This window comes from Pseudomonas sp. WP18 (assembly GCF_036689585.1).
Taxonomy (GTDB): domain Bacteria; phylum Pseudomonadota; class Gammaproteobacteria; order Pseudomonadales; family Pseudomonadaceae; genus Aquipseudomonas; species Aquipseudomonas chlororaphis_E.
Genome location: NZ_CP144758.1, coordinates 4,581,374 through 4,594,429, shown reverse-complemented (window position 1 = coordinate 4,594,429; position 13,056 = coordinate 4,581,374). Strand labels below are relative to the sequence as shown.

The following is a 13,056-nucleotide window of genomic DNA, read 5'->3' as shown; positions in this document are numbered from 1 at the left end:
AAATCATTTAAAAACAACAGCTTAAAAAAATATACGATTTTTGGTTTCGTGCATCTTGCATGAATGGCCATCGTGCATCCTGCATTTTGCGGGGTGGAACCAACTTTTTGGGAACCAATTGCCCTCCCGGCGCTCCCGCTTCGCCTGCGGCTGTTTGCGGATACAAAACATTGCAAAAACCGCATGTACAGCGTCGCTAGCCCAGGCGTACTTTCGAGCGCAATCGAGCTGCAGTCCCCGCCAACACAAAAACAGGCCCACAGGGTCGGACAGGGAAGAACACCATGAGTCGGACAACCGGCGATGCCATCACCTGGGGCATGATGTTGCGCAAGTTGCCCGCCATTGCCAGGGTCGTGCCGCGAATCGTCAAGGGCATGAAGCTGGCCAACGTCCAGGACCCGACCCAGCCTTGCGGCCTGGGCTGGTGCTTCGAACAGGCCGCCCAACGCAACCCCCGGGGCGCGGCGCTGCTGTATGGCGATACCGTGTTGAGTTATGCACAGGTCAATGAGCAGGCCAATCGCATCGCCCACTACCTGTTGGCGCAGGGCATCGGGAAGGGCGACTGCGTGGCGGTGTTCATCGAGAACCGGCCCCAGTTGTTGATCACCGTGCTGGCGGTGGCGAAGGTCGGCGCGGTCAGCGCCATGGTCAATACCGCCCAGGTGGGAGACGCCCTGGTGCACAGCCTGGCCCTCGTTGCGCCCGTCGCCATCGTGGTGGGCGAGGAACGGGTCGCGGCGTTCGACGACGTGCGGCGCCGTGTCGGGCTGCCGCAGGCTCGAACCTGGTGGGTGGCGGACGAGGGCCGCGACGGTGTTGCGCCCGGGTTCGTCGACCTGATGACTGGCAGCAATGACGCGTGCGCCGAAAACCCGGCGTGCAGCCGACAGGTGTTCTTCAACGACCCTTGCTTCTATCTCTACACCTCGGGCACCACGGGCTTGCCGAAGGCCGGGGTGTTTCGCCATGGGCGCTGGATGCGCACCTCCACCAGCTTCGGTTTGATTGCCCTGGACATGCAGCCCGACGATGTCCTGTATTGCACCTTGCCGCTGTACCACGCCACGGGCCTGTGCGTGTGCTGGGGCGCGGCGATCTGCGGAGCCTCGGCCCTGGCGATCCGGCGCAAGTTCAGCGCCAGCCAGTTCTGGAACGATGTGCGTCGTTACCGGGCGACCACCCTGGGCTATGTCGGCGAGCTGTGCCGTTACCTGATCGACCAGCCTGCCGGCAGCGAGGACCGCCGGCACGGGGTGAAGAAAATGGTCGGCAACGGCTTGCGACCGGGGGCCTGGTCAACCTTCAAGTCGCGCTTTGGTGTCGAACACGTCTGCGAGCTGTACGCGGCCAGCGACGGCAACATCGGCTTCACCAATGTCCTGAATTTCGACAACACGGTCGGCTTCTCGCTGATGGGCTGGGAGCTGGTGCAATACGACCACGACAGCGGCCTGCCTTTGCGTAACCTGCAAGGGCGCATGCAGAAAGTCCCCAGGGGCCAGCCGGGCCTGTTGCTGGCACGGATCGACGACAAGGCACCGCTGGACGGCTACACCGACCCGGCCAAGACCGAGAAGATCATCTACCGGGATGTTTTCGCGCCTGGCGATCGTTACCTCAACACCGGCGACCTGCTGCGCAACATCGGCTTCGGCCATGGGCAGTTCGTCGATCGCCTCGGCGACACGTACCGCTGGAAGGGCGAAAATGTCTCCACCACGGAAGTGGAAAACGTGCTGCTGCAACATCCGCAAGTGGCCGAGGCGGTGGCCTATGGCGTGGAGATCCAGGGCACCAACGGCCGGGCCGGCATGGCGGCGATTACCCCGTCCGAATCCCTGGCGACCCTGGATTTCAGTGAGCTGCTGCAATTCCTGCACGGCAAGTTGCCGGCGTACGCGGTGCCACTGTTCCTGCGCATCAAGGTGAAAATGGACACCACCTGCACCTTCAAGTACCAGAAGACCCGCCTCAAGGCCGAAGCGTTCGACCCTTGCGTCACCGGTGACGAGCCGGTCTATGCGTGGCTGCCCGGCACCACGACCTACGTGCGGGTGGACCGGTCGCTGGCCGACCAGATCCAGGGCGGGCAATGGCGCTATTGATCCTGGCTATCGGCGGTACAGAGAAAAAAGGGATGACAGGGTCCGGGTCCGTCGGGAAACTAGCCGCTTTGCGAATGCCCAAAGGGAGTGACCCATGTCCGATACAAGCCGCCAGATGACCCCGGAAGAGGCTGCGGAGTTTGCCGAGCAGGTGTTCAACGTCGCCCGCCAGGGTGACGCCGCCATGATGGCTGCGTTGCTGAGCAAGGGCCTGCCGCCCAACCTGCGCAACCACAAGGGCGACACCTTGCTGATGCTGGCCGCCTACCACGGGCATGTGGAAACGGTAAAAGTCTTGCTGGAACACAAGGCCGACCCGGAAGTGCGCAACGACAACGGCCAGAGCCCGATTGCCGGCGCGGCGTTCAAGGGCGACCTGGCCGTGGTGTCGGCGCTGGTGGACGGTGGCGCGCAGGTGGAGGGCTCATCCTTCGACGGTCGCACCGCGTTGATGATGGCGGCGATGTTCAATCGAGTGGAAATCGTCGACTACCTGATCAGCAAGGGGGCCGATCCGCGAGCCAAGGACGCCAACGGCGCCTCGGCCCTGGACGCCGCCCGGACCATGGGCGCGGTGGACACGACGGCGCAGTTGGAGAAGTTGTTGGGCTGATCTCTACCGGTGAGGCTTGAGCCCTTGCACGACTTTGTGGCGAGGGGATTTATCCCCGTTGGGGCGCGAAGCGGCCCTAACCTGATAACTCGGTGCATCAGAACTATTTTGGGGCTGCTTCGCAGCCCAGCGGGGATAAATCCCCTCGCCACAAAAAGTGTGATGCAGCAGCTCCATTTCAATCCTGGACAGATGGAGTATCCTGCGCGCCCTCGCATCCCCTTATCCACAGGATCCACCCCATGAAAGCCGCCCTCGTCGAACTCATCAGCAAAATCAGCTCTGGCTGCCTCGGCGAGGCTGACATTGCGCGAATCGCCGACGAAGCGGCCCAGGCCTACGCCGATCCGGCGGCTTTCCTGGCGGCCAATCCGGACGTCAACTACGACGACACCTTCCCGATTCCGCTGGGTGAGTGGGTCGTGGTGGGCAGCCTGCCGGATACCGTGCTGTTCCAGGCCGACACCTACGTCGAACTGTTCGAACAGATCGTCGCCTCGTTCGGCCCTGGCGTGGCGTTCAACCTCAAGCCCAAGCAACTGGCGAAAACCGAGGCGCTGACCGCCCTCAACCGCATCCAGATCCAGATGAGCAGCCTGAGCAAGGAAAGCGGCGGCTATGTGCTGATGAACTTCAGCCAACTGCTGGACGATGAGTTGCAGATGGTGCTGGTGTTCGGCGACGACGTGCCGCGGGTGCTGCAATTGTGCGCGCAAGTGGGCATCGCCGCTGCGCCGGCCCTGGAAGCCCTCAAGGTCGCGGTCCACGTCTGAGGCAATAAACGGAACCCTTGGCGCGGCCCAGCTATCCTAAGTGTGGCTATCACTATTAGGGAGCGACACCATGGGTTCCACCTTCAATGGCCTGATCGGCCTGATTATCCTGGCGCTCGATATCTGGGCGATCATCAATGTGCTCAAGAGCGGTGCTGAAGTGGGGATGAAAGTCCTGTGGGTGCTGCTGATCCTGCTGTTGCCAGTGCTGGGCCTGATCATCTGGGCGATCGCCGGGCCGCGTGGCAATGTACGGGTCTGACCCTCGATGAAAAATGCCCGGTCGCGATGGCGCCCGGGCATTTTTTTTGCCGCTCGATCCTCAAGCCGTCGCCAGGGATGCCTTGCGCGAAGCACTCAAGAAGCTCAGCAGCACCAGCAGCGGGAATGCACTGCCGACAATCACCACCCACAGCCAGCCACCGTGTTCGTACACCGCGCTGGCAATCGATGAACCGAACGCGCCACCGACGAAGATGCTGGTCATGTACAGCGCGTTCAGACGGCTGCGGCTTTTGGCGTCGAGGGTGTAGATGGTGCGTTGGCCCAGCACCATGTTCATTTGCACGCAGAAATCCAGGACCACGCCGGTGACGGCCAGGCCGATGACACTGTAGAGCGGATGGATGAACGCCGGCAGGAAGCTCAGGCTGGCGAACAGCATCGCCAGCAGCGAAGCCACGCGGGTATGGCCGGCATCCGCCAGGCGACCGGCGATGGGCGCAGCGATCGCACCCAGGGCACCGACGAGGGCGAACAAGGCGATTTCGGACTGGGACAAGCCATGGTTGCGTGCCAGCTCCAACGGCGCGGCGGTCCAGAACAGGCTGAAAGTGGCGAACATGCCGGCCTGGTAAAGCGCGCGCTGGCGCAACAGCGGTTGCTGGCGCAGCAGGGTGCCGAGCGAGCGCAGCAACTGACCATAGGAGGCACGATGGTCGGGCTGGCGCTTGGGCACCGTCAGCGCCAGGACGATGCTGATGGCTGCCATCAAGGCAGCCGCGATCATGAACATCGCGCGCCAGCCGAAGTGGTCGGCCACCACGCTCGCCACCGGCCGCGCCAGCAGTATCCCCAGCAGCAAGCCGCCCATGATGCTGCCCACGACGCGCCCGCGGGTTTGCTCCGGGGCCAGGTGCGCCGCCAGGGGGATCAGTACCTGCACCGACACCGAACTGAAGCCCACCAGCAGCGAGACCAGCAGGAACACGTTGGGCTGGTCGGTGAACGCCGCGCCCAGCAGGCTGGCAATCGATACGAAGGTGGTGACGATCATCAGGCGGCGGTTTTCCACCAGGTCGCCCAGTGGCACCAGGAAAAACAACCCCAGGGCATAACCGATCTGGGTCAGCGAGACGATCAGGCTGGCCATGGTGCTGCTCAGGCCCACGTCGGGGGCGATCAGTTCGATGATGGGTTGGGCGTAGTAGAGGTTGGCGACGATAGCGCCACAGCAGAAGGCAAAGAGCAGGACCATGCCTCGCGTCAGGCTGGCGCCGGCGTGCAGGGTGGGGGGATGGGCACTCATGGCAAACTCGTCAGTCAACAGGTGGGATGGCGAGAGGCTAAAGCGTTATGGCGCTCGAGGACAGGCTTTAGGGCTGATAACAGACATGCTTGCGCTTGATGATGAGCTCATCGAGAGAGCGCTTGCGCTGTCTTTGTGGCGAGGGGATTTATCCCCGTTGGGCTGCGAAGCAGCCCCCAAAATGCAGCCGACGCGTTTTGTCTGAAACACAGCGGTGTCCGATTCCAGGACTGCTGCGCAGCCCAGCGGGGATAAATCCCCTCGCCACAGGACCGCGCATGACTCATTTTTTTCTTACTGGCCGCTGTAGATCTGGTCGAAAATCCCGCCGTCATTGAAGTGGGTCTTCTGCACGGTGCGCCAGTCGCCGAAGGTCTTTTCCACCGACAGGAAATCCACTTTCGGGAAGCGGTCGGTGTACTTGGCCAACACGGCCGGGTCCCGTGGGCGCAGGTAGTTGGCGGCGGCGATTTCCTGGCCTTCCGGCGACCAGAGGTACTTGAGGTAGGCCTCGGCCGCGGCGCGGGAGCCTTTCTTCTCGACCACTTTGTCCACCACGCTCACCGGTGGCTCGGCTTCGGCGGAGACACTGGGGTAGACCACTTCGAACTGGTCGCGGCCGAACTCCCGGGCGATCATTTCCGCTTCGTTTTCAAAGGTCACCAGCACATCGCCGATCTGGTTGGTCATGAACGTGGTGGTGGCGGCGCGGCCGCCGGTATCCAGCACCGGTGCCTGCTTGAACAGCTTGCCGACGAAGTCCTTGGCCTTGTTCTCGTCACCGCCGTTCTTGAGGACATAGCCCCAGGCCGACAGGTAGGTGTAGCGGCCGTTGCCGGAGGTTTTCGGGTTGGGCACGATCACCTGCACGCCGTCCTTGAGCAGGTCGGGCCAGTCTTTCAGCGCCTTGGGGTTGCCCTTGCGCACGATGAACACCGTGGCCGAGGTGAACGGGGCGCTGTTGTTCGGCAGGCGGGTGACCCAGTTGTCCGGGACCAGCTTGCCGTTGTCCGCCAGGGCGTTGATGTCGGTGGCCATGTTCATGGTGATGACATCCGCCGGCAACCCGTCGATCACTGAGCGCGCCTGCTTGCTGGAGCCGCCGAAGGACATCTGCACGGCGATGTTTTCGTTGTGCTCGGCTTGCCAGTGTTTCTGGAAGGCCGCGTTGTAGTCCTTGTAGAAATCGCGCATCACGTCGTAGGAAACGTTGAGCAGGGTCGGGGCGGCATGGGCCAGGTTGCCGAAGGCCAGGCCGGCGGCGAGAAGGGAGGCGCCAAAGAAGTTCTTCACTGCGAATTCCTTTTTATTGGGACGGGGAGTGCCGGGCAAACTAGCCGCAAGCGCATAGGTCTTCAAGCATTTAAAAGTACTTTGCTTATTCCAATTTCTTGAACAGCGCGTTGCCACAACGGGCACAAAAGGCCGCCGCCTGTTCATGGCTGTTCTTGTTGCACACCGGGCAGTCATGCTTGAGCTGATCGCCGCGCATGGCGGTGGCCAGTTCGGCGGTGAAAATGCCGGTGGGCACGGCGATGATCGAGTAACCGGTGATCATCACCATGGAGGACACCACCTGGCCCAGCGGCGTCTTGGGCACGATGTCGCCGAAGCCCACGGTGGTCAGTGTCACGATAGCCCAATAGATGCCCTTGGGAATGCTGGTGAAGCCGTGCTCGGGGCCTTCGATGACATACATCAAGGTGCCGAACACCGTCACCAGGGTCGAGACGCTGACCAAAAAGACGATGATCTTCTGCTTGCTGCCCCGCAATGCCGCCATCAGGTAGTTGGCCTGCTTGAGGTAGGGGCTGAGCTTGAGCACGCGGAAGATCCGCAGCATGCGGATGATACGAATGATCAGCAGGTACTGGGCATCGCTGTAGTACAGCGCCAGGATCCCCGGCACGATCGCCAGCAGATCCACCAGCCCATAGAAACTGAAGGCATAGCGCAGTGGCTTGGGCGAGCAGTACAGGCGCAAGCCGTACTCGACGATGAAGATGAAGGTAAAGCCCCATTCGATGCCGGCCAGCACGGACGCATAGTCCTGATGCACGCTGTCGATACTGTCGAGCATCACGATCACCAGACTGGCGAGGATGATCAACAACAAGGTGCTGTCGAAACGCCGGCCGGCCACGGTATCGGTCTGGAAAATCATGATGTAGAGGCGTTCACGCCAATTGTTGTTACTGTCCATACCCATCGCCTGATCTCGGAATCAGCGAAGCCTAGGGTGATTGCCCCGCAGAGCGCAAGGCGCAGCATCGAGACGGGCCTGGTGCCAGGTGCGACGGCTGGCCTGGACCAGCCAGCAGGCCAGGATGAAGGGGGCCGTCAGCGGCGCCAGGCCGAGGGCGCCGAAGCCCGGCGTGAGCAGGGTCGCCAGCAGGATGCCCGTCAACGGCAGCCACGGCCGGCGGCGTTGCGGGCTGAGGGCCAAAGCCACCAGCGCCGGGTTGTAGCCGGCCAGGCCGGACAGGGCGGCGGCGTGGTCAGGGTGCAGCAGGGCGACGCCCAGGCCGGCGACCGAACCGAACAGGGCCCAGCCTGCGGCGCGTCGGTTGGCGAGCAACAGGCCCAGGGCAATCAGTGCCCCGGCCCATGGGCCGTCGAGCAGCATGACCTGGCTCAATCCGTTCAACGGCGCGGCCAGCAGGTTGGGCAACGTCAGGGCCGCCGGGGGTGGCGACGCTGGCGGCGTGGCGAACGCCAGCAGCAGCCAGCCCAGTCCCACGAACGGCGCTGTGTAGGCGGGCAGGCTGCGGGGGCTGCGGGTTCGCTTGAGCCATTGCTGGGTCAGCATCGCGCCGAGACCACCGCCGGCGATGACCAACGGCGGCAACAGGATGGACCCGGGCAAGGTGAGGCCCAACAACAACCCCAGCAGGATGCCGTTGTAGCTGAACAGCCCGGCCTGGCGATCCGCCTTGGGGTAGCCGCGCCGCTGGGCCGTGAGCAACCCGGCCACGCCGCCGAGCAATGCCCCTGCGAACAGGGCCGGGGCGCCAAGCAGGATCGCCAGCAGGCACAACAGGCCGCACAGCGGATGGCGCTGGAGGAAAATCTGGCTGAAGCCGTTGAGCAGGGCGGTGGCCCAGTCGGGGCAGTGGGTGTTGGGCATGGTTGTGTGTCTGATAAACCAGGGTGATCCCTTCGCGAACAAGCCCGCTCCCACATTGAACTCGCAGCGTTCACCAAGCCCCTATCGGAGCGTAACGCTGTTTACTCAAGGTCCATCACTTACCACGGGGCGGTGACGTCCTTGTGGGAGCGGGCTTGCTCGCGAAGAGGCCAGTACAGGCGCTAGATCAATGTCTCGATACGCAACGAATTGGTCGACCCCGGTTGCCCGAACGGCACGCCTGCGGTGATCAGCAGGGTGTCGCCACGCTGGGCCATGCCTTGGGCCTGGGCGATTTCCAGGGCGGTGGAGCACACCTCGTCCACTTGCCGCAACCGGTCGTTGACCACCGAGTGCACGCCCCAGGCCACCGTCAGGCGGCGCGCGGCGGCGAGATTCGGCGTGAGGTTGAGGATCGGCACCGTTGGCCGCTCCCGCGCCGCCCGCAGGCTGGAGGCGCCCGACTCGCTGTAGTTCACCAGCACCGCCACCGGCAGGATGCTGCTGATGCGGCGGATGGCACAACTGATGGCGTCCGACACCGTGGCCTCGGCTTTCGGCCGGCTGACGTCCAGTTGCGCCGGGTAGTCGGGGCCGTTTTCCACCTGGCGGATGATCTTGCTCATCATCTGCACCGCCTCGAGGGGGTAGTCGCCCGACGCGGTTTCCGCCGAGAGCATCACCGCGTCGGCCCCTTCGGCCACGGCGTTGGCCACATCGGTGACCTCGGCGCGGGTCGGCGCCGGCGAGAACCGCATCGACTCGAGCATCTGCGTGGCGACCACCACCGGTTTGCCGAGGGCGCGGCAAGTGCCGATGATGCTTTTCTGGATCTGCGGCACGCTTTCGGCCGGCACTTCGACGCCCAGGTCACCGCGGGCAACCATGATCGCGTCGCACAGTTCAGCGATTTCCCGCAGTTGGTTCACCGCCGATGGTTTCTCGATCTTCGCCATCAGGAACGCCTTGTCCCCGATCAGGGCCCGGGCTTCGCGGATGTCGTCGGGACGCTGGACGAACGACAGTGCCACCCAGTCCACGCCCAGCTCCAGGCCGAAGCTCAAGTCGCGCCGGTCCTTTTGGGTCAGCGGACTCAGGTCGAGCACGGCCTGGGGCACGTTCACGCCCTTGCGGTCGGACAGCTCGCCGCCGTTGAGCACCTCGGTGTCGATGGCGTCGCTGTGCCGTGCCGTCACCCGCAGGCGCAACTTGCCGTCGTCCAGCAGCAGGTCCATGCCGGGCTCCAGGGCCGCGATGATTTCCGGGTGGGGCAGGTTGACCCGGCGTTGATCGCCCGGCGTCGGGTCCAGGTCCAGGCGCAGGGCCTGGCCGCGTTGCAGCAGCACCTTGCCGTCGGCAAACCGGCCGACCCGCAGTTTCGGGCCTTGCAGGTCCATCAGGATACCCAGCGGGTAGTTCAACTGCTGTTCGACGTCACGAATCCAGCGGTAGCGCTGGGCGTGATCGGCGTGGTCGCCGTGGCTGAAGTTCAGGCGGAAGATGTTCACGCCGGCCTGCACCAGGTCGCGGATGTCATCGATGCCACGGGTCGCGGGGCCGAGTGTGGCGAGGATCTTGACCTTCTTGTCAGGCGTCATGTTTGGGGGCCTCGAGAATCAGGATGGCGCGAAAGTCGTTGACGTTGGTGCGGGTCGGCTCGGTGATGATCAGCCCGTCCAGTGCGGCGAAGTAGCCGTAGCCGTTGTTGTCGTCCAATTCATCGCTGGCGTTCAGGCCCAGTTCGGCGGCGCGGCGATAGCTGTCCGGGGTCATGAGGGCGCCGGCGTTGTCCTCGGAGCCGTCGATGCCGTCGGTGTCGCCGGCCAGGGCATAGATGCCGGGATACCCCTTGAGGCTGTCGGTCAGGCTCAGGAGGAATTCGGCATTGCGGCCACCCCGGCCATGGCCGCGCACGGTGACCGTGGTTTCGCCGCCGGACAGGATCACGCACGGGGCCGGCAAGGGCTGGCCGTGCAGGGCGATCTGCCGGGCGATGCCGGCATGGACCTTCGCCACCTCCCGGGATTCGCCTTCCAGGTCGCCGAGGACCAACGGGCTGAAGCCGGCCTGACGGGCTTTCACGGCAGCCGCTTCGAGGGACTGCTGGGGCCGGGCGATCAGCTGGAAATGGCTGCGGGCCAGGCTCGGGTCGCCAGGCTTGACGGTTTCCGATTCCGGGCTTTGCAGCCAGGCGCGCACGGAGGCGGGGACCTCGAGGTGGTAACGCTTGAGGATCGCTAGGGCCTCGGCCGAGGTGCTCGGGTCGGCCACGGTAGGGCCGGAGGCGATGACCGTGGCGAGGTCCCCGGGCACATCGGAAATCGCATAGGTGTAGACCGTTGCCGGCCAGCAGGCCTTGCCCAGGCGCCCGCCCTTGATCGCCGAGAGGTGCTTGCGCACGCAGTTCATCTCGCCGATGGTGGCGCCGGACTTGAGCAGGGCCTTGTTGATCGATTGCTTGTCGGCCAGGGTGATGCCGGCCGCGGGCAGTGCCAGCAATGCCGAGCCTCCACCGGACAGCAGGAGAATCACCCGGTCGTCCTCGGTCAGGTGACTGACCAGTTCCAGCACTCGCCGGGCAACCGCCAGGCCGGCTGCATCGGGCACCGGGTGGGCGGCTTCCACCACTTCGATTTTCTCGCAGGGAGCGCCATGGCCGTAGCGGGTTACCACCAGGCCCGAGACCTCGCCCTCCCAGCAGCGCTCGACCACCTGGGCCATGGCGGCGGCAGCCTTGCCGGCACCGATGACGATCACCCGGCCGCTGCGGTCGCGGGGCAGGTATTGTTCAAGGACGTGCTGCGGATGCGCCGCGTCGATGGCCGTGGCAAACAGCTCGCGCAGCAATTGTTGCGGATCGACCGACATGGCGGGCTCCCGGGTTCTTATTGTTTTGAAGTTGATGCAGGCCTTGTGGGAGCGAGCTTGCTCGCGATAGCGGTAATTCAGACAACATCATTGTTGAATGTGAAATAGCCATCGCGAGCAAGCCCGCTCCCACAGGGTTTTGTGGTGGATCAGTTATCGCGGATCGAGAAATTCGCCATGTGCTCCAGGCCCTTGATCAGCGCCGAGTGATCCCAGTTGCCGCCGCCGAGGGCCGCGCAGGTGCTGAACACTTGCTGGGCGTTGGCGGTGTTGGGCAGGTTGATGTTCAACTCCCGGGCGCCTTGCAGGGCCAGGTTCAGGTCCTTCTGGTGCAGGCTGATGCGGAAGCCTGGGTCGAAGGTGCCCTTGATCATGCGTTCGCCGTGCACTTCCAGGATCTTCGACGAGGCGAAGCCGCCCATCAGGGCCTCGCGCACCTTGGCCGGGTCCGCGCCGTTCTTCGCGGCGAACAGCAGCGCCTCGGCCACGGCCTGGATGTTCAGGGCGACGATGATCTGGTTCGCCACCTTGGCGGTCTGGCCGTCGCCGTTGCCGCCCACCAGGGTGATGTTCTTGCCCATGGCCTGGAACAGCGGCAGGGCGCGTTCGAACGCCGCGCTGTCGCCGCCGACCATGATGCTCAGGGTAGCCGCCTTGGCGCCGACTTCGCCGCCGGACACTGGCGCATCGAGGTACTGCGCGCCTTTTTCATTGATCTTCGCCGCGAACACCTTGGTGGCGGTGGGGGAGATCGAGCTCATGTCGATCACCACCTTGCCCGCGCCGACGCCAGCCGCCACGCCATCGGCGCGGAACAGCACGTCCTCGACCTGAGGGGTGTCCGGGACCATCACGATGATGAACTCGGCTTCCTGGGCCACTTCCCGTGGGTTGGCCAGCGCCACCGCGCCGCCGGCCAGCAGGTCGGCCGGGGCCGCGTCGTGGTGCTGGGACAGCAACAGGCTGTGACCGGCCTTTTGCAGGTTCAATGCCATGGGGTGGCCCATGATGCCGGTGCCGATGAATCCGATTTTAGCCATGGGGAAAATCCTCTTGTTGTCTAGGGCCCGGTGTTTCTGTGGCGAGGGAGCTTGCTCCCGCTGGGTCGCGAAGCGGCCCCAGAAATCGTGCCGGGTAAAATCATGCGTCTGCTTCGCAGCCGAGCGGGAGCAAGCTCCCTCGCCACAAAAGCTCGCGCGGCATCAGATCGCGTTATGGGTTTTCAGCCAGCCCAGTCCCGCTTCGGTGGTGGTCAGGGGCTTGTATTCGCAGCCGACCCAACCGGCATAACCGATGCTGTCCAGGTGTTCGAACAGGAAGCGATAGTTGATCTCGCCGGTGCCCGGCTCATGGCGTCCCGGGTTGTCCGCCAGTTGCACGTGGTTGATCTCGCCCAGGTGCGCGGCCAGGGTCCGGGCCAGGTCGCCTTCCATGATTTGCATGTGATAGATGTCGTATTGCAGGAACAGGTTGGCGCTGCCCACCTGCTCGCGGATCGACAGGGCCTGGGCGGTGTTGTTCAGGTAGAAGCCGGGGATGTCGCGGGTGTTGATGGCTTCCATCACCAGCTTGATGCCCTTGGCTTGCAGCTTCTCGGCCGCGTACTTGAGGTTGGCGACGAAGGTTTTCTGCACCAGGGCCTCGTCACAGTTCTGCGGGCGGATCCCGGCCAGGCAATTGACCTGGGTGTTGCCCAGCACCTGGGCATAGGCAATCGCCAGGTCGACACCGGCGCGGAACTCCTCGACCCGGTCCGGCAGGCAGGCAATGCCGCGTTCGCCCTTGGCCCAGTCACCGGCCGGCAGGTTGAACAGCACTTGGGTCAGGCCATGGGCGTCAAGCTGCGCCTTGAGTTCGGCGCTGCTGTAGTCGTAGGGGAACAGGTACTCGACCCCGCTGAAACCGGCCTTGGCGGCCGCTTCGAAACGGGCGAGGAAATCCTGCTCGGTGAACAGCATGGACAGGTTGGCGGTGAAACGCGGCATGACAATCTCCTGTAGAGGTGTAGGGACCCTTGTGGCGAGGGAGCTTGCTCC

The 13,056-nt window shown here is 64.0% G+C and carries 12 protein-coding genes; 4 read left to right on the top strand and 8 right to left on the bottom strand.

Going from position 1 to position 13,056, the window contains the following annotated elements:
• The first annotated feature begins 284 nt into the window (after positions 1 to 284).
• The 4 genes from V5F23_RS20245 to V5F23_RS20230 all read left to right on the top strand — a co-directional run bounded on the left by V5F23_RS20245 (position 285) and on the right by V5F23_RS20230 (position 3,759).
• The gene (locus V5F23_RS20245; protein ID WP_338496277.1) at positions 285 to 2,111 is read left to right on the top strand and encodes a long-chain-acyl-CoA synthetase; all 1,827 of its coding nucleotides are present in this window, start codon (positions 285 to 287) and stop codon (positions 2,109 to 2,111) included.
• A 94-nt stretch (positions 2,112 to 2,205) separates the two neighbouring features.
• Positions 2,206 to 2,724: an ankyrin repeat domain-containing protein gene (locus V5F23_RS20240; protein ID WP_042732340.1), complete on the top strand. Its 519-nt coding sequence runs from the start codon at positions 2,206 to 2,208 to the stop codon at positions 2,722 to 2,724.
• 242 nt (positions 2,725 to 2,966) lie between these two features.
• Complete coding sequence (locus V5F23_RS20235; protein ID WP_047736468.1) at positions 2,967 to 3,497, top strand: hypothetical protein; 531 nt, start codon at positions 2,967 to 2,969, stop codon at positions 3,495 to 3,497.
• 70 nt (positions 3,498 to 3,567) lie between these two features.
• Entirely contained in the window at positions 3,568 to 3,759 is a 192-nt protein-coding gene (locus V5F23_RS20230) for a PLDc N-terminal domain-containing protein (RefSeq protein ID WP_042731740.1), read from the top strand.
• 60 nt (positions 3,760 to 3,819) lie between these two features.
• On the opposite strand, the gene V5F23_RS20225 is transcribed toward V5F23_RS20230, so the two are convergent.
• The 8 genes from V5F23_RS20225 to hyi form a co-directional block, all read right to left on the bottom strand.
• Positions 3,820 to 5,025: an MFS transporter gene (locus V5F23_RS20225; protein WP_338496275.1), complete on the bottom strand. Its 1,206-nt coding sequence runs from the start codon at positions 5,023 to 5,025 to the stop codon at positions 3,820 to 3,822.
• A 294-nt stretch (positions 5,026 to 5,319) separates the two neighbouring features.
• The gene (locus V5F23_RS20220; protein WP_042731742.1) at positions 5,320 to 6,318 is read right to left on the bottom strand and encodes a sulfate ABC transporter substrate-binding protein; all 999 of its coding nucleotides are present in this window, start codon (positions 6,316 to 6,318) and stop codon (positions 5,320 to 5,322) included.
• An 85-nt stretch (positions 6,319 to 6,403) separates the two neighbouring features.
• A complete protein-coding gene (locus V5F23_RS20215; RefSeq protein WP_042731743.1) occupies positions 6,404 to 7,228 on the bottom strand; it encodes an ion transporter in 825 nt (274 codons plus the stop codon).
• Between the two features lie 21 nt (positions 7,229 to 7,249).
• Entirely contained in the window at positions 7,250 to 8,152 is a 903-nt protein-coding gene (locus tag V5F23_RS20210) for an urea transporter (RefSeq protein ID WP_338496269.1), read from the bottom strand.
• Between the two features lie 182 nt (positions 8,153 to 8,334).
• On the bottom strand, positions 8,335 to 9,750 hold the full coding sequence (gene pyk / locus V5F23_RS20205; RefSeq protein ID WP_042731745.1) for a pyruvate kinase: 1,416 nt from the start codon (positions 9,748 to 9,750) through the stop codon (positions 8,335 to 8,337).
• Positions 9,740 to 11,020: a glycerate kinase gene (locus tag V5F23_RS20200; RefSeq protein ID WP_338496265.1), complete on the bottom strand. Its 1,281-nt coding sequence runs from the start codon at positions 11,018 to 11,020 to the stop codon at positions 9,740 to 9,742. The genes pyk and V5F23_RS20200 overlap by 11 nt, the downstream gene beginning before the upstream one ends.
• 149 nt (positions 11,021 to 11,169) lie before the next feature.
• Entirely contained in the window at positions 11,170 to 12,060 is an 891-nt protein-coding gene (locus tag V5F23_RS20195; RefSeq protein ID WP_338496263.1) for a 2-hydroxy-3-oxopropionate reductase, read from the bottom strand.
• 162 nt (positions 12,061 to 12,222) lie between these two features.
• A complete protein-coding gene (gene hyi / locus V5F23_RS20190) occupies positions 12,223 to 13,005 on the bottom strand; it encodes a hydroxypyruvate isomerase (RefSeq protein ID WP_338496260.1) in 783 nt (260 codons plus the stop codon).
• Positions 13,006 to 13,056 lie beyond the last annotated feature (51 nt).

What these genes read in the sequence shown, in the direction of transcription:
- V5F23_RS20245 (WP_338496277.1), top strand. Translation starts at nt 285, where the DNA reads ATGAGTCGGACAACCGGCGATGCCATCACCTGGGGCATGATGTTGCGC.
- V5F23_RS20200 (WP_338496265.1), bottom strand. Translation starts at nt 11,020, where the DNA reads ATGTCGGTCGATCCGCAACAATTGCTGCGCGAGCTGTTTGCCACGGCC.
- V5F23_RS20215 (WP_042731743.1), bottom strand. Translation starts at nt 7,228, where the DNA reads ATGGACAGTAACAACAATTGGCGTGAACGCCTCTACATCATGATTTTC.
- V5F23_RS20195 (WP_338496263.1), bottom strand. Translation starts at nt 12,060, where the DNA reads ATGGCTAAAATCGGATTCATCGGCACCGGCATCATGGGCCACCCCATG.
- V5F23_RS20225 (WP_338496275.1), bottom strand. Translation starts at nt 5,025, where the DNA reads ATGAGTGCCCATCCCCCCACCCTGCACGCCGGCGCCAGCCTGACGCGA.
- hyi (WP_338496260.1), bottom strand. Translation starts at nt 13,005, where the DNA reads ATGCCGCGTTTCACCGCCAACCTGTCCATGCTGTTCACCGAGCAGGAT.
- V5F23_RS20210 (WP_338496269.1), bottom strand. Translation starts at nt 8,152, where the DNA reads ATGCCCAACACCCACTGCCCCGACTGGGCCACCGCCCTGCTCAACGGC.
- V5F23_RS20235 (WP_047736468.1), top strand. Translation starts at nt 2,967, where the DNA reads ATGAAAGCCGCCCTCGTCGAACTCATCAGCAAAATCAGCTCTGGCTGC.
- pyk (WP_042731745.1), bottom strand. Translation starts at nt 9,750, where the DNA reads ATGACGCCTGACAAGAAGGTCAAGATCCTCGCCACACTCGGCCCCGCG.
- V5F23_RS20240 (WP_042732340.1), top strand. Translation starts at nt 2,206, where the DNA reads ATGTCCGATACAAGCCGCCAGATGACCCCGGAAGAGGCTGCGGAGTTT.
- V5F23_RS20230 (WP_042731740.1), top strand. Translation starts at nt 3,568, where the DNA reads ATGGGTTCCACCTTCAATGGCCTGATCGGCCTGATTATCCTGGCGCTC.